Consider the following 15,283-nt stretch of genomic DNA (forward strand, 5'->3'; position numbering starts at 1 on the left):
ATGACAGGCGCAGACACGGCGCAGGTCGTTCTGCGCCTCGATCGCATCACCAAGCGTTTCGGCGCGCTCACCGCGAATGACGCGGTGAGCCTTGATCTGCGACGGGGCGAGGTTGTTGCCCTTTTGGGCGAAAACGGTGCGGGTAAAACCACGCTGATGAACATCCTCTTTGGCCAATACACCGCCGATGAGGGACAGGTGATGGTGATGGGGCGGGCGCTGCCCCCCGGCAATCCGCGCGCCGCACTCGAGGCGGGCGTGGGCATGGTGCATCAGCATTTCACGCTGGCCGACAATCTGACTGTGCTGGAGAACGTGACACTCGGCACCGAGCCGCTCTGGCGTTGGCGGTCTGATCGTGCCGCCGCGCGCGACAAGATTGCCAAGCTCTCTGCCGATTTTCATCTGGCGGTCGATCCTGACGCCCGTGTCGGTAGCCTGACGGTTGGCGAACGGCAGCGCGTTGAAATCCTCAAGGCGCTCTACCGCGAGGCGCGCATTCTTATTCTGGATGAACCAACCGCCGTCTTGACCCCGCAGGAAACCGACGATCTTTTTACGACCCTGCGCGAGGCTGTGACCAAGGGCCTGTCGATTGTGTTCATCAGCCACAAACTGCATGAGGTGATGGATATCGCCCATCGGGTCGTGATCCTGCGCCACGGCAAGGTGGTGGCAGAAATGGCCACGACAGATACCGACCGCCACGCGCTTGCCGCCGCTATGGTTGGCAGCACGGTTAGCGCGCCACGGGTTGCCCCCGGCGTACCCGGCAAGGCGCTGTTGCATCTCGAAGCAGTCGCAACACCGGACCGGGGCAGCGCACCGGGGTTGAAATCGGTGACCGTCAGCTTGCGCGCAGGCCAAATCACCGGGCTTGCCGGGGTCTCTGGAAACGGGCAGGCAGCGCTGGCCGATTTGATTGCCGGCCTAAGCACACCTGCGATGGGGCAGATCAACCTGGATGGGCACACACTGGCCGCATGGTCGCCACGTGCCGCCGTCGAGCATGGCATCGCCCGCATCCCGGAAGATCGGCACAAAACCGGCACGATTGCTGATTTTTCCCTAACCGAGAATGCCATTCTGGAAAGCTATCACAAGCCGCCCATGAGCCGCGCGGGCTGGATGAACTGGTCGCAAGCCGAGGCTGAAACACAGGCGATCATCAAAGGCTATGACGTGCGCTGTCCCGGGCCGGATACCCGCATCCGCCTGCTTTCGGGTGGCAATATGCAGAAACTGATCCTTGGCCGCGTGCTCGAGGCCAATCCGCGCATCATCCTTGCCAATCAACCCGTGCGCGGCTTGGACATCGGCGCAGTGAACTATGTGCATGAACAATTGCTCAAGGCGCGCGACCGGGGAGCGGCGGTCTTGCTCATTTCCGAGGATCTGGATGAGATCATGGCGCTGTCGGATGTGATCCATGTGATGTCCGAGGGGCGGCTTTCACCGGAATTTGCGCGCGGCACCATGACGCCTGCCGAACTTGGCGTGTGGATGGCGGGCCACGGCTTTGACGAGGGGTTGGCGCATGCGTCTTGAACCCATCGCCAATCCGAGCCTCGCCCGCAGCACCCTGCCGCCTGCGCTAGCGATTGCTGCGACGGTTGTTGTCGCGTCTCTGTTGGCGATGCTCGCGGGGGCCAATCCCTTTGCCGTGCTGGGGCTGATCCTCAAGGGGGCGGCGGGATCGCAATTCGCCATGTTAGAGACACTTAACCGCGCCACGCCGCTGATTTTCACCGGGCTTGCTGTCGCGGTCGCCTTTCGTGCCCGGCTTTGGAATATCGGTGCCGAAGCACAACTTTACGCAGGCGCGTTGATGACCGTGGTTCTGGGCACTGGCGCGTTGCAATGGCCCGCCGCAGCGCTCTTGCCCATGCTGGTTCTTGTGGCGATGCTGGCGGGGGCGGTCGTTCTGCTTGTTCCGGCGCTGCTCAAAGTGAGGTTTGGCGTTGATGAGGTGGTCACAACGCTGCTCTTCAACTTCATCTTTCTGCTGTTCATATCGCTTCTGCTTGAGGGGCCGCTCAAAGATCCGATGGGTATGGGATGGCCCAAATCCGAACGCCTGATCGCCGAGGCGCGCCTGCCGCGCATCGTCGAGGGGCTGCGCCTGCATTGGGGCTTTGCGCTCGCGCTGATTGCCGCCGCGCTTGTCTGGGTTATTCAACGCCGCACCACCTTGGGCTATGAGATGCGCGCCGTCGGCCTGAACCGCGAGGCGGCGCGCTTTGCGGGTATTCCGGTCAATGCGGTGCTGATCAAGACCGCACTTCTGTCTGGCGGCCTTGCTGCGCTTGCGGGTTTCTCAGAGGTGGCAGGGGTAAAAGGCAGCCTGACGCTCGATCTCAGCCCCGGCTTTGGCTATACTGGGATCATTGTGGCGATGCTCGCGCTGCTCAATCCGTTGGGTGTCATCGCCGCCGCGCTATTCGTGGCGGGCATCTTTGTTGGTGCCGACAGCATGAGCCGCGCGGTGGGCGTGCCGACCTATCTGGCCGATATCATGCTGGCCACGGCGCTCTTGCTGATGGTGCTGGCGATCCTGCTCACGCGGTTCCGGGTGGTGAGGGAGTAGCGCATGGACATTCTCGACATCCTGCTCTCTGCCAGCTTTTGGGCCGCTGCGATCCGCATTGCCAGCCCGCTGATCTTTGCCACTCTGGGCGAATTGATCTGCGAGCGCGCAGGTGTTCTCAACCTCGGGATTGAGGGGATCATGGTGGCAGGTGCCTTTGCGGGCTGGATGGCGGTTTATTCCGGTCTGGGTCTCTGGCCCGGTGTCGCGGTGGCCATGGTCGTCGGCATGGGATTTGGCGCGGTGCATAGCCTGCTGACAGTGCCCTTTGGCCTTTCTCAGCACGTCGTGGGGCTGGGCGTGACGCTTCTCGCCACCTCGTCTACCTACTATGCCTATCGTCTGGCCCTGCCAGAGGTGACAAGCCCGCCCAAGATCACGGCGTTTCAACCTTGGGAAATCCCGCTGCTGTCCGATATTCCCCTGATTGGCCCAGCGCTTTTCTCGCAGACGCCACTGACTTATCTGGCCTTCATCCTTGTGGGCGTTGTAAGCCTTGTGCTCTATCGCACGCCACTGGGCCTTGCCCTGCGCGCGGCGGGTGAAAACCCGGCGGCCGTGGCGGCACAGGGCCTGTCTGTCACGGGTCTTCGCATGGGGGCGGTGATCGTTGGATCGGGGCTGATGGCGGTGGGGGGCGCGTTTCTGACCATGTCGGCGTTTGATTCCTTTTTCTTCGAAATGGTCAACGGGCGCGGCTGGATCTGCATCGCGCTCGTGGTTTTTGGCGCTTGGAAACCGGGCAAGGCGCTGTTGGGCGCCGTGCTCTTTGCTGCGTTTGACGCGCTGCAAATCCGGGTGCAACAAACACCGATGGGGGCAGATATTCCCTATCAGATCTTCCTGATGACGCCCTATGTCCTCTCGATCCTCGCTCTGATCGTCATGTCGCGCCGCGCCGAGGTGCCCGCCGCCCTGATGGTGGCCTTCAACAAGGGAGAACGCTGATGTTCGATCTGATCGTCAAGGGGGGCACCCTGCCTGATGGTACCGTGGCCGATATCGGCATCACCGGCGACCGGATCACGGCGATTGGGCGGCTTGAAGGGGCCGAGGCAGGCCAAGTGATCGACGCCACCGGCGATCTTGTAAGCCCGCCCTTTGTCGATCCGCATTTTCACCTTGATGCAACGCTGAGCTATGGTCTGCCACGCATCAACGCCTCTGGCACGCTGCTGGAGGGGATCGGTCTCTGGGGCGAACTCAAGCAGATCGTCACGCAAGAGGAAATGGTCGCCCGCGCGCTCGATTATTGCGATTGGGCCGCCTCGATGGGTCTTTTGGCGATCCGCAGCCATGTGGATACCTGTGACGACAGCCTCAAGGGCGTAGCGGCGATGCTAGAGGTGCGCGACAAGGTCAAAGGCTATATCGACCTGCAACTCGTGGCCTTTCCACAGGACGGTTTTTACCGCGATCCGACGGCGCGCGCCAATACGGTCCGCGCGCTCGACATGGGCGTCGATGTGGTGGGCGGCATCCCGCATTTTGAGCGCACGATGGCAGATGGCGCGGCATCTGTCCGCGAACTCTGCGAGATTGCGGCGGAACGCGGTCTGCGCGTGGACATGCATTGCGACGAAAGCGATGATCCCCTCAGCCGCCATATCGAAACGCTGGCCTATGAGGCGCAACGCCTCGGGCTTCAGGGGCGGGTGGCCGGCAGCCACCTCACCTCGATGCACTCGATGGACAATTACTATGTCTCGAAACTTCTGCCGCTGATGGCCGAAGCAGGCGTGGCCGCAATCCCCAATCCGCTGATCAACATCATGTTGCAGGGGCGGCATGACACATTCCCGAAACGCCGCGGCCTGACACGGGTCAAGGAAATGCAGGCACAGGGCATCACCGTGGGTTGGGGACAGGATTGCGTGCGCGATCCGTGGTATAGCCTTGGCACCGCCGACATGCTCGATGTCGCCTTTATGGGGCTGCATGTGGCGCAGATGAGTAGCCCCGAAGAAATGCGCCGCTGCTTCGACATGGTAACGGTCGAGAACGCCCGGATTCTGGGGCTGGAGGATTACGGCCTGCATGTGGGGGCCAATGCCTCGCTCATGGTGCTGGATGCAGGCGATCCGATCGAGGCGGTGCGCCTGCGTGCGGCGCGTCTTGCGGTCGTGTCCAAGGGGCGGCTCATTGCGCGCACGCCACGTGGCGATGCCATGCTTGACCTGCCAGAGCGGCCAGGGTCCGTGCGACGGCGGCACCCGGTGGCATAGGCGCATCCCGGCCTATCACAGGGCATGACCACGCGGCAGGCTTGCACCTTGGGCAACAAGGCGGGAACATCGTGCCGAACCGTTCAGGAGTGTTGCCCATGCGTGCCCTTTTCCTTGCTCTGCCTCTCGCCTCGCTTGCCCTGCCCGCCGTGGCCGAGGATATCGCGCTCTCCAGCCGCGTCAGCGCCGTGATTCTCTATCCGCAAGGTGCGACCGTGACCCGTGAAGTGGCGTTTTCGGCCCCAGCCGGACAGCATGACCTTATCCTTGCCGACCTGCCACAAGGGACGCCGCTGGCCTCGGTTCGGGTTGTGGTCGAGGGCGTGCGCATGGGGGGTGTTACCACCCGCAACGATTACGTGCCGCCACGCGACGCCCCCGAAAGCGCCGCGCTGATCGACGCCCGCGCCACGCTGACACAGAGAGAAGACGCGCTGCGCCTTGCCCGCAACGACATTGCCGATATCGAGCTTGAGGCCGAGGCCGCCCGTGCGCGCATCGCCTTTCTCGCGCAGATTGGTCAGGTCGATGGTGCCGCAACCCTTACGCCAGACCAGCTTCGCGCTCTGAGCGCTGTGATCGGCAGCGAGACCCTAGAGGCCCGTCAGGCGGAAACCGCCGCCACCCGGCGCGCGGACACAGCAAAACGTGCCCTGAAGGACCAGATCAAGGCGCGCGATGCGGCGCGTCAAGCGCTCGAGGCGCTGGTGCCCGAGGAGGAAGCCCGCGCCATGCTTGCCGTGGGAATCACCGCTGACGCCGAGACCCAAGGCACGCTGACCGTGACCTACACTATCCCTGATGCCGGTTGGCAGCCGCTCTATGATCTGCATCTGGCGCGCGACAGCGGCGCGGTCAGGATCGAGCGGGGCGCATTCGTGCAGCAATCCACTGGCGAGAATTGGCAGGATATCGCGCTTACCCTGTCGACCCTGCGCCCATCGGAACAGACCGAGCCGGGCCAGATCTGGCCTTGGATTGCGCGGATTGAAGATCCACAAGCGATCCAACCCATGGCGCGTGGCAAGGCCGAAACCGTGCTTATGGCCGCGCCAATGGCAGAGGCCGCCGCGTCTGACATGGCCGTGGCCAGCTTTGACGGGCTATCTGTCACCTATAGCTATCCCGCCCCTGTCAGCGTTACCACCGGCGCCGATAATGTCCGCCTGATGCTGACCCCGTTGGAAACCAAGGCAGAGGTCGTGGCCCAAGCCGTGCCGATGCTGGATCAGACCGCCTATCTGATGGCGCGACTGACCAATGACACCGGCGAGATGCTCTTGCCCACCTCTGAGGCGCGGTTTTATCTTGATGGGCGCTATGTTGGGCAACGCTGGCTGAACCTGATCGCGGATGGGGACAAGGCCGACATGTCCTTTGGCCCGATCGAGGGTCTGCGCCTGACCCGTCTGGTGCGCGACCGAAACGAGGGCGACCGGGGGATTCTGACGAAATCCAACGAACAGACTGAGACGGTCGAGATCACCGTCGAAAACCTGACCGGCGAGGCATGGCCGCTGCGCCTGATCGACCGCGTGCCGGTATCCGAGCAAGAGGATCTGGAGATTACATGGACTGCAGATCCGATGCCCACCGAGCGTGACATCGACGGCGAACGGGGCATTCTGGCATGGACCTTTGATCTGCCTGCAAAAGAGACACAGGCCATCACAGTGAAGACACGGCTGACATGGCCCGAGGGTAAGGTGCTGCACTGACGGGCGGTTTACCGCCGCGCCTCCCAACTGCTTGACGCATATTGGCGGGTGTAGAATTCGGCCATGAGCCCGATCATCAAGAGCGCAAGCCCGACATAAAGCGGATATTCGAGCGAGGTTCGGTGCGGAAAATAGTTGATGAACACAAAACCGCGCGTCTGGTCGATGATGTGAAACAGCGGGTTCCAGTCAAACATGTTCATCATGAAAGTGGGCAAGGTGTTGACCACGAACATCTTGCCCGAGGCAATCATATTGGCCCGCTGATAAATCATGGCAAAGATCGACACGAAACCGGGTGCCCACGGCTTGATCGCCAAAAGAACGAGTCCCACGGCAATCCCTGTGAACCACGCCGCAAGGATCATCCCAAAGGCCTGAATGGGCTGGTGGATGCTGATCGGAACAAAGCCCACGTGATAGACAAAAAGAACCACAAAGAGCGACAGAACCTGAATATAGAGCGAGCTGAGCGCGGCAGAACAGATCGCGATGACCGTGTTCATCGGCGCATGCTGCATCATCGGCGATGCCGGTCCTTCGGCCCCGATAACAGCGCTCATCGCCTTGATATGGGTGATGTAGACGAAAATGCCGGACATCATGAACAGCAGGAAATCGCCCCGCAGCGCATTGCCCTTGAGGCCCAGAACACTGAACATCAGGTAGAATGCCATCACCATGATGATCACGGTCATGATATTCTTGAGCAGCGCCATGATTGCATTGCCATCGCTCTTGCGCACATCCCGCACGGCGGCATGGTAGATCAGTTCGGCAATATTGATTGCCGAGTGCAGGCTCGATCTTGGGCGCGTGGTCTTGAACATGGCGCGGTGCCGATGGCCTCTTATTTTATGGTTCGGGTTTCTTGCTGTCCTTGCGAGAGCGTATCATAAGGGCGCAGATATAATCCATCGGTTAACGGCGCAAAGTGGCGTCTTGGCGGCAAAGGAGCGGCGATTTGGAGTATGACAAGCTGATTTCGGTGATGCGCGCATTGGCGCTCGATGCCGGGGCAAAGATCATGGAGATCTACGAGGCCGATGATTTCGCGGTCAAGGTAAAGTCCGACGCAAGCCCCGTAACCGAGGCGGACGAGGCAGCGGATGCGATCATCTCTGCCGGGCTGCGCGCCGCATTCCCCGAAATCGCGCTTGTTACCGAAGAACAGGCGACGTCGCATGGCGAGACCGCCCAAACCTTTTTGATCGTCGATCCGCTGGACGGAACCAAGGAATTCATCAACCGGCGCGGTGATTTCACGGTCAATATCGCCTATGTCGAAGCCGGAGTGCCAACCCGTGGTGTGGTTTATGCCCCGGCCAAAGGGCGCATGTTCTACACATTGGCTGATGGAACATCCGTCGAGGAAGAAGGCCCGTTTTCCATGGATGCGCCCGGCACTTTGCACCCCGTCCGGGTGGCGCAGCCAGACAACACCGCGCTGATGGTTGTGGCGAGCAAATCGCACCGGGATCAGGCCACCGATGACTATATCGGCAAATACGCGGTCAAAGACATGACAAGCGCGGGCTCCTCGCTCAAGTTCTGCCTTGTTGCGACCGGCGAGGCCGATCTTTATCCGCGTCTGGGGCGTACCATGGAATGGGATACCGCCGCTGGACATGCCGTGCTGGCCGGGGCCGGTGGCCAGGTGGTACAATTCGAAGATCATAAGCCACTCAGCTATGGCAAAGCGGGCTTTGCCAATCCGTTCTTTATCGCCCTTGCCCCCGGCGTGGTTCTGAAAGGAGCCTGAGATGAGCGTCGTTATCGTCATACCCGCACGCTATGCCTCGACCCGTTATCCCGGCAAACCGCTGGTGGCCCTGACCGGTGCCACGGGTGAAGCCAAAAGCCTGATCCAACGTTCTTGGGAAGCCGCCAGTCAAGTACAGGGGGTCGACCGGGTGGTTGTGGCCACCGATGACGACCGTATCCGTGCCGCCTCCGAGGCGTTCGGTGCCGAGGTGGTGATGACCTCGGAGAGCTGCGGCAATGGCACCGAGCGCTGCGCCGAGGCGTTAGATGTCTTGGGCGGAGGCTATGACATCATCGTCAACCTGCAAGGCGACGCGCCCCTCACACCGCATTGGTTCGTTGAGGATTTGATCGCCGGCCTGCGCGCCGATACCGGGGCAGAGGTGGCAACACCGGTGCTGCGCTGTGATGGGCGCGCGCTCAACGGGTTTCTCGACGACCGCGCCAATGGCCGTGTCGGTGGCACAACGGCGGTATTTGGAGGGGGGGCGCGCGCCCTCTATTTCTCCAAGGAAGTGATCCCCTACACCCCTCGTCGCTATGAGGCGGAAGAGGCGACACCGGTTTTCCACCATGTCGGTGTTTACGCCTATCGCCCGCAAGCCTTGCGTGATTACGCCACGTGGCCGATGGGGCCGCTTGAGCAGCTAGAGGGGCTCGAGCAGTTGCGGTTTCTTGAACGTGGACGCGCCGTGCTCTGCGTCGAGGTTGCAGCGCAGGGGCGGCAATTCTGGGAATTGAACAACCCCGAGGATGTCCCCCGAATAGAGGCGATGATGCGGGAAATGGGCATGGCCTGAAAACTACAGGCAAAACCCTGCCAATTCGCAACATTTCGCGAAATTTCCCCTTAACACGATGCAAATGGCAGCGCTGTTGTGTAAGGTGAAAAAAAGTATCTTAGGAGCAGTCCATGCGTAGCAAAGTTACCAAGGCAATCTTTCCGGTCGCCGGTCTGGGAACACGATTCCTGCCAGCCACGAAATCGGTGCCCAAGGAAATCATGACGCTGGTCGATCGCCCTTTGGTGCAATACGCCATAGACGAGGCGCGCGCCGCCGGGATCAAGGAATTCATCTTCATCACCTCGCGCGGCAAAGGTGCGCTTGAGGATTATTTCGACTACGCGCCGCAGCTTGAGGCCGAATTGCGCCGCAAGGGTAAGGACGACCTGCTCGAAATCCTCAAATCCACCAATATGGACAGTGGCGAAGTGGCCTATATGCGCCAGCACAAGCCGCTTGGTCTGGGCCATGCTGTCTGGTGCGCGCGGCGGCTGATCTCGAACGAGCCTTTTGCCGTGATCCTGCCCGATGACGTGATCGCGGCTGAAAAGCCGTGTCTTGCGCAGATGGTCGAGGCCTTTGAAGAAACGCAGGGCAATATCGTGGCGGCCATGGAGGTTCCGGATGCCATGACAAAATCCTACGGTATCCTTGATATCAAAGAGGATATGGGAAGCATCGTATCGACCAAGGGCATGGTGGAAAAACCTGCGGCGGGCACGGCCCCGTCAAATCTTGCGGTAATCGGGCGCTACATCCTGACCCCCACCGTGTTGCAGAAGCTGAATCGCAAACAGGCCGGGGCCGGAGGAGAAATCCAACTGACCGATGCGATTGACGCCGCGCGTGAAGACGGTGAAGAAGTCTATGGCTTCCGCTTTCAGGGGCAGCGGTTTGATTGTGGCTCTAAAGCAGGGTTTTTGCAGGCCACCGTTGCCTTTGCTCTGGCGCGCGATGATCTGCGGGATGAGCTTTGGAATTACATCTCGGACGTGGTTCACTCTGAAAAAGCAGCTCAGTAAGACACCACGAAAGGGCCTGCGGTGACGCATATTCTGGTAACGGGCGGGGCGGGATATATCGGCAGCCACGCCTGCAAGACATTGGCAGCGGCAGGCTATACGCCGGTCACCTACGACAATCTGTGTACCGGCTGGCAGGACGCCGTGAAATTCGGCCCCTTCGAGCAAGGCGACCTGACCGACCGCGCGCGGCTCGATCAGGTGTTTGCCACCTATCGGCCCGCCGCCGTGATGCATTTTGCGGCCCTCAGCCAAGTGGGCGAGAGCATGCGCGATCCGGGCCTTTATTGGCACAACAACGTTGCCGGATCGCTTTGTTTGATTCAGGCCGCCGTGGCGGCAGGCTGTCTCGATTTCGTGTTCTCCTCGACCTGCGCCACCTATGGCGATCAGGACAACGTCTTGCTTGACGAAGGATGTGTGCAAGCGCCGATCAATGCCTATGGCGCCTCGAAGCGCGCTATAGAGGATATGTTGTGCGATTTCGGGGCCGCATTTGGCCTGCGCCATGTGATTTTCCGGTATTTCAACGTCGCCGGTGCCGACCCCGAAGGTGAAATTGGCGAATTTCACCAACCCGAAACCCATCTCATCCCGCTGATGTTGGATGCGATTGCGGGCAAACGCGATGCGCTGACGATCTTTGGCACTGACTATGACACGCCTGACGGCACCTGTATCCGGGATTACGTGCATGTCAGTGATCTGGTTGACGCGCATGTTCTGGGCCTCAAATGGCTGGAGGCTGGCAAGGAAAGCCGCATTTTCAACCTTGGGACCGGCTCGGGGTTTTCGGTGCGCGAAGTGATTGACCAATCCGCCGCCGTCACCAATCGTGCCGTGCCGGTCGTGGAAGGGCAACGGCGGCCCGGTGATTGCACGCGGCTTGTTTCAGGCTCGACTCGTGCCGCGGCAGAACTGGGCTGGACGCCAAAACGCTCGACCCTCGCGCAGATGATCGGGGACGCGTGGCGCTGGCATCAGACTGGACATTACGACAAATAGCACTGACCTTGCCGATTGGGGGATCACGGGGACCGCATGGGCAGAGGCGACAGTATCAGCGATCTGGCGATGGCCTATCGCCTGCGGTGGAAGCGAAGGCGCCTGCTCTGGCGCAGCTTTCGCAAAAGGCGGCAATTGCGCTGTGTTCGTGACGAAACCGCCCAGATCAGGCCCGGCGATATCCTGTGTTTCAGCACGGTGCGCAACGAGGCGCTGCGCCTGCCCTATTTCCTGGACCATCACCGACGGTTGGGGGTGCGGCATTTCCTTATTGTCGAAAATGCCAGTGACGATGGCACGCGCGACTATCTGGCCGCACAACCCGATGTCTCGCTCTGGAGCACGCCGCACAGCTACAAGCTGTCACGCTTTGGGGTAGATTGGCTGACGTGGCTACAAATGAAATATGGCCATGGCCATTGGTGCCTGACCCTCGATGCCGATGAATGCCTGATCTATCCCTATCACGACACGCGCCCGCTTCCCGCGCTCTGTGAATGGCTGGATGGGCAAAAGCGCCGCTCATTCGGTGCGATGATGTTGGATATGTATCCCAAGGGTCGCCTGTCAGAATACCCTTATCAGGCTGGAATAGACCCGTTTCAGGCGCTGTGCTGGTTCGATGGCGGCAATTATGGGATGCGGCGCAAGGTAGATTTGCACAGCCTCTGGATTCAGGGGGGCCCGCGTGCCCGGATGTTTTTTGCCAGCGATCCACGCCGCGCGCCGACCATGGGCAAGGTGCCTTTGGTGAAATGGAATCGGCGATATGCCTATGTGAGTTCCGCGCATTCGCTTTTGCCGCGACGCCTCAACCATGTCTATGACACAGGCGGGGGCGAGCTGACCTCGGGTATCCTGCTGCACAGCAAGTTTCTCAACACCGTGATCGAACGCTCTGCCGAAGAACAGGCGCGGCAAGAGCATTTTGGCAATAGCAATCTCTATGACGGCTATTACGAAGCGTTGCAGGGCGATCCGGATCTGTGGAGTGAGGCATCCACACGCCTGACCGGATGGCGACAGCTAGAGGCCATGGGCCTCATGTCACGCGGCGGCTGGATTTAGGCCATCTCGGCCATGAGCACCTGATAGCGCGCAGTATAGTCCTGCCGCGTCTCGACAGGGGGGCGGAGTGTGATGCTAAGACCCTGCATAAGCGCCGGATCAGGCTTGCCAAAGAAACGGTCTGCTTCTGCCACTGAAAACCCTGCGATTTCCGTGGCCTCCATCCATGCGCTGATCTTATCTGCCTGCTTGATCTGTTTCTTGATCGCGGGTGGGATGGCCGCAGGAAGGCCAAAGCGAATGTGAATGGCCCCCGCAAGCCGTTTGTCGAGCTCATCATAGCCCGGCCCGACCGCATTCTTGACCGGCGAGATCATATCACCGATGACGTATTCCGGCGCGTCGTGCAACAGCGCCGCCAGCCGCCATTTGGCAGGTGAGGCGGGCGTCAGGCGGGAATAGAGCCTTTCCACGAGCAAGGAATGCTCTGCCACGGAATAAGCAAAATCACCCAATGTCTGTCCATTCCAACGGGCGACAAAGCTGAGACCATGGGCAATATCCTCAATCTCGATATCAACGGGCGTGGGATCAAGCAGATCAAGCCGCCGACCCGAGAGCATCTTTTGCCAGGCGCGGGGTTTGGGCATTGGGCCTCCGGAAATGTTGGACGATCCTGCCTAGCGCGGCTTGGCTGATTTTGCAAAGCTCTGAATGATCTGCGCCAGCAAGGGCGATTTCGCGTGCGCCGCAACAAAGTTATACCCTTTGAACGGGTCCCTCTTAAGCGCCCGTATCGTGGCAACATCGGGCATCGCAATCAGGCCATTTTCGCTGGAGTAGACACTAAGACCCGGCTGCGCCAGCAGATGCGCGCTGACTGTGCAGGCGGGATCGTTGCCATGATCCTCGTAGATCAGAACCGATCCTTCGGCGATGGCGCGGGCGGCACCCGAAATGGCCGCAATTTCTGCTCCTTCTACGTCCAGCTTGATCAGTGCGGCAGTGCCCGGCGGAACCAGATCGTCGATGGCAAGCGTTGTGACTGTTTCGGTTTGATCCTGCGCGTTTGCTGGCAGGTCGCCCATCAGCCGGGCAGAGGCATGGCTGAGATGCGTGTTGACAAAGGTCAGCACCTGACCCGAGCTTGCATGGATCGCCGCGCGATGGAGCGTGACATTGGAAAGCGTGCCTGCATTACCACGCAACCGCTCGAATGTGCGCGCCGACGCCTCGACCGCGATCACACGCTCAAAAAGCGGTGCCGCGCGGGTGGTCCAATAGCCCATGTTTGCGCCAAGGTCGCAAAACAGCGGCGTGGCCCCAGAGGCGGCGCGCAACACCGAATCGACCTCGGGCTCGTAGGGCGCAAGATAAAGCGCGAAGCGGGTCCAATAGCCATCATTGAGCAGGATACGATAAGGGGCAGCACCGGCCTCATGCAGGATCACCGCGTTCTCAGGATCAAAAACCTTTCCAAGACCACGTGCAAAGCGCCCATAGAGCCCGCGCGTCACGGCGCAACGGAACAGGCCCATCAACAGAGCATATTGAACCCGCGCGGCCGGGCTGGAGAAGGTGAGATGTCTCTGTGCAGTCATGGGGACAGAGGTAGGCAAAGCGTACGCGCGGCGCAAACCCTAAAACAATCAGCGCAGGCAGATCTGTGCCAGGGCCTATCCAGCAGGGCTGGCGGGCGAATCGCGCATTGCCCAAAGGGGGAGTGAGTGCTATCTGCCTAGCAAAATTCTCATGCAAGGAACCACCCCAACATGACAAAAGATTACATCGTAAAGGACATCAACCTCGCGGCATACGGGCGCAAGGAATTGGACATTGCGGAAACCGAGATGCCGGGGCTGATGGCCCTGCGCAAGGAATATGGCGAGGCTAAACCTCTCAAAGGCGCGCGGATCGTAGGCTCTTTGCATATGACAATCCAGACCGCTGTGCTGATCGAAACGCTGGTGGACTTGGGCGCAGATGTGCGTTGGGCCTCCTGCAACATCTTCTCGACGCAGGATCACGCAGCAGCGGCGATTGCCGCAGGCGGCACGCCGGTCTTTGCTATCAAGGGTCAATCCCTTGAAGAGCATTGGGATTACCTCGACAAATCCTTTATGTTCGCAGATGGCCCGAACATGATCCTCGACGACGGCGGCGATGCAACGCTTTACGTTCTGTTGGGCGCACGCGCAGAGGCTGGCGAAGACATCATCCCGGTTCCTGCTTCGGAAGAAGAAGAAGTGATCAAGGCGCAAATCGCCAAGCGGATGAAGGCGAGCCCCGGTTGGTTCACAAAGGTGCGCGACCAGATCAAAGGCGTGTCCGAGGAAACCACCACCGGCGTTCATCGTCTGTATGATCTGCACAAGAAAGGGCAACTGCCCTTCCCCGCGATCAATGTGAACGACTCTGTCACCAAGTCGAAATTCGACAACAAATATGGCTGCAAAGAAAGCCTTGTGGACGGTATCCGCCGCGCCACCGACACGATGATGGCAGGCAAAGTGGCTGTCGTCTGTGGGTATGGCGATGTGGGCAAAGGCTCTGCCGCGTCGTTGAGTGGGGCCGGAGCGCGGGTGAAAGTCACCGAAGTGGACCCGATTTGCGCGCTTCAGGCGGCGATGGACGGGTTCGAAGTGGTCGTGCTGGAAGACGTGATCGACACCGCCGACATTTTCATCACTACCACCGGCAACAAGGACGTGATCCGCATCGAGCATATGCGCGCGATGAAGGACATGGCGATCGTCGGCAATATTGGCCATTTCGACAATGAGATCCAAGTTGCTGCGCTCAAGAACCACAAGTGGACCAACATCAAGGATCAGGTCGATATGATCGAGATGCCCTCGGGCCATCGGATCATCCTGCTCTCCGAAGGGCGGCTCTTGAACCTTGGCAATGCCACGGGCCACCCGTCTTTTGTGATGTCTGCCTCGTTCACCAATCAGGTGTTGGCGCAGATCGAGCTTTGGACCAAGGGCGACGCATACGGCAACGAGGTTTATGTCCTGCCGAAACATCTTGACGAGAAAGTCGCGCGTTTGCATCTTGATCGCATTGGCGTGAAGCTAACGCAGCTTCGGCAGGATCAGGCGGATTACATCGGTGTTGGCACCGATGGCCCGTTCAAGCCAGAGCACTACCGGTATTGATCTAATCA

Annotated in this window: 14 protein-coding genes; 11 read left to right on the forward strand and 3 right to left on the reverse strand. The window is 60.2% G+C overall.

The genetic code is table 11. The features are described 5' to 3' along the window. From GC127_RS07780 to GC127_RS07800, 5 genes are all read left to right on the forward strand, one after another. Positions 1-1,548, forward strand: coding sequence for an ABC transporter ATP-binding protein (locus GC127_RS07780; RefSeq protein ID WP_151977418.1), 1,548 nt, complete (start codon positions 1-3; stop codon positions 1,546-1,548). Next, positions 1,538-2,587 (forward strand): ABC transporter permease, encoded by a 1,050-nt coding sequence (locus GC127_RS07785; protein WP_151977420.1) that lies wholly within the window; start codon positions 1,538-1,540, stop codon positions 2,585-2,587. Before GC127_RS07780 ends, GC127_RS07785 begins: the two co-directional genes overlap by 11 nt. Positions 2,588-2,590: 3 nt before the next feature. After that, complete coding sequence (locus GC127_RS07790) at positions 2,591-3,535, forward strand: ABC transporter permease (protein WP_151977422.1); 945 nt, start codon at positions 2,591-2,593, stop codon at positions 3,533-3,535. Next, positions 3,535-4,812 carry an amidohydrolase family protein gene (locus GC127_RS07795; RefSeq protein WP_151977424.1) on the forward strand — a complete coding sequence of 426 codons (1,278 nt, stop codon included), beginning with the start codon at positions 3,535-3,537 and terminating at the stop codon, positions 4,810-4,812. Before GC127_RS07790 ends, GC127_RS07795 begins: the two co-directional genes overlap by 1 nt. A gap of 98 nt (positions 4,813-4,910) precedes the next feature. Then, positions 4,911-6,530, forward strand: coding sequence for a DUF4139 domain-containing protein (locus GC127_RS07800; protein WP_151977426.1), 1,620 nt, complete (start codon positions 4,911-4,913; stop codon positions 6,528-6,530). An 8-nt stretch (positions 6,531-6,538) separates the two neighbouring features. Here the strand turns inward: GC127_RS07800 and GC127_RS07805 are convergent, their stop codons facing one another. Further along, entirely contained in the window at positions 6,539-7,360 is an 822-nt protein-coding gene (locus GC127_RS07805; RefSeq protein WP_008282624.1) for an ABC transporter permease, read from the reverse strand. A gap of 134 nt (positions 7,361-7,494) precedes the next feature. Between GC127_RS07805 and cysQ the strand changes: the two genes are divergently transcribed. The 5 genes from cysQ (at position 7,495) to GC127_RS07830 (ending at position 12,174) form a co-directional block, all read left to right on the forward strand. Continuing rightward, a complete protein-coding gene (gene cysQ / locus GC127_RS07810; protein WP_151977428.1) occupies positions 7,495-8,292 on the forward strand; it encodes a 3'(2'),5'-bisphosphate nucleotidase CysQ in 798 nt (265 codons plus the stop codon). Between the two features lies 1 nt (position 8,293). After that, positions 8,294-9,094 (forward strand): 3-deoxy-manno-octulosonate cytidylyltransferase, encoded by an 801-nt coding sequence (locus GC127_RS07815; protein WP_151977430.1) that lies wholly within the window; start codon positions 8,294-8,296, stop codon positions 9,092-9,094. A gap of 113 nt (positions 9,095-9,207) precedes the next feature. After that, on the forward strand, positions 9,208-10,101 hold the full coding sequence (locus GC127_RS07820; RefSeq protein WP_008282627.1) for a UTP--glucose-1-phosphate uridylyltransferase: 894 nt from the start codon (positions 9,208-9,210) through the stop codon (positions 10,099-10,101). A gap of 21 nt (positions 10,102-10,122) precedes the next feature. Next, positions 10,123-11,106 carry a UDP-glucose 4-epimerase GalE gene (gene galE / locus GC127_RS07825; protein ID WP_008282628.1) on the forward strand — a complete coding sequence of 328 codons (984 nt, stop codon included), beginning with the start codon at positions 10,123-10,125 and terminating at the stop codon, positions 11,104-11,106. Between the two features lie 36 nt (positions 11,107-11,142). Continuing rightward, positions 11,143-12,174, forward strand: a complete 1,032-nt coding sequence (locus GC127_RS07830) for a glycosyltransferase family 2 protein (protein WP_151977432.1) — start codon at positions 11,143-11,145, stop codon at positions 12,172-12,174. Here the strand turns inward: GC127_RS07830 and GC127_RS07835 are convergent. Both GC127_RS07835 and GC127_RS07840 read right to left on the reverse strand, forming a co-directional pair. Then, positions 12,171-12,764 carry an HD domain-containing protein gene (locus GC127_RS07835; protein ID WP_008282630.1) on the reverse strand — a complete coding sequence of 198 codons (594 nt, stop codon included), beginning with the start codon at positions 12,762-12,764 and terminating at the stop codon, positions 12,171-12,173. The two genes, GC127_RS07830 and GC127_RS07835, sit on opposite strands and share 4 nt — an antisense overlap. 30 nt (positions 12,765-12,794) lie before the next feature. Then, positions 12,795-13,652 (reverse strand): FkbM family methyltransferase, encoded by an 858-nt coding sequence (locus tag GC127_RS07840; RefSeq protein ID WP_254700034.1) that lies wholly within the window; start codon positions 13,650-13,652, stop codon positions 12,795-12,797. A gap of 234 nt (positions 13,653-13,886) precedes the next feature. Here GC127_RS07840 and ahcY point away from each other — a divergent pair, with 234 nt between their 5' ends. Next, positions 13,887-15,275, forward strand: a complete 1,389-nt coding sequence (gene ahcY / locus GC127_RS07845) for an adenosylhomocysteinase (protein ID WP_008282632.1) — start codon at positions 13,887-13,889, stop codon at positions 15,273-15,275. Positions 15,276-15,283: the final 8 nt, after the last annotated feature.

Source organism: Roseovarius sp. EC-HK134, assembly GCF_902498815.1.
Lineage (GTDB): Bacteria > Pseudomonadota > Alphaproteobacteria > Rhodobacterales > Rhodobacteraceae > Roseovarius > Roseovarius mucosus_A.

Bases quoted from the DNA above. Each gene is read 5' to 3' on its own strand.
- GC127_RS07835 (WP_008282630.1), bottom strand. From the start codon at position 12,764: ATGCCCAAACCCCGCGCCTGGCAAAAGATGCTCTCGGGTCGGCGGCTT.
- GC127_RS07820 (WP_008282627.1), top strand. From the start codon at position 9,208: ATGCGTAGCAAAGTTACCAAGGCAATCTTTCCGGTCGCCGGTCTGGGA.
- GC127_RS07790 (WP_151977422.1), top strand. From the start codon at position 2,591: ATGGACATTCTCGACATCCTGCTCTCTGCCAGCTTTTGGGCCGCTGCG.
- GC127_RS07780 (WP_151977418.1), top strand. From the start codon at position 1: ATGACAGGCGCAGACACGGCGCAGGTCGTTCTGCGCCTCGATCGCATC.
- GC127_RS07815 (WP_151977430.1), top strand. From the start codon at position 8,294: ATGAGCGTCGTTATCGTCATACCCGCACGCTATGCCTCGACCCGTTAT.
- GC127_RS07840 (WP_254700034.1), bottom strand. From the start codon at position 13,652: ATGGGCCTGTTCCGTTGCGCCGTGACGCGCGGGCTCTATGGGCGCTTT.
- GC127_RS07830 (WP_151977432.1), top strand. From the start codon at position 11,143: ATGGGCAGAGGCGACAGTATCAGCGATCTGGCGATGGCCTATCGCCTG.
- GC127_RS07795 (WP_151977424.1), top strand. From the start codon at position 3,535: ATGTTCGATCTGATCGTCAAGGGGGGCACCCTGCCTGATGGTACCGTG.
- GC127_RS07805 (WP_008282624.1), bottom strand. From the start codon at position 7,360: ATGTTCAAGACCACGCGCCCAAGATCGAGCCTGCACTCGGCAATCAAT.
- GC127_RS07785 (WP_151977420.1), top strand. From the start codon at position 1,538: ATGCGTCTTGAACCCATCGCCAATCCGAGCCTCGCCCGCAGCACCCTG.
- GC127_RS07800 (WP_151977426.1), top strand. From the start codon at position 4,911: ATGCGTGCCCTTTTCCTTGCTCTGCCTCTCGCCTCGCTTGCCCTGCCC.
- ahcY (WP_008282632.1), top strand. From the start codon at position 13,887: ATGACAAAAGATTACATCGTAAAGGACATCAACCTCGCGGCATACGGG.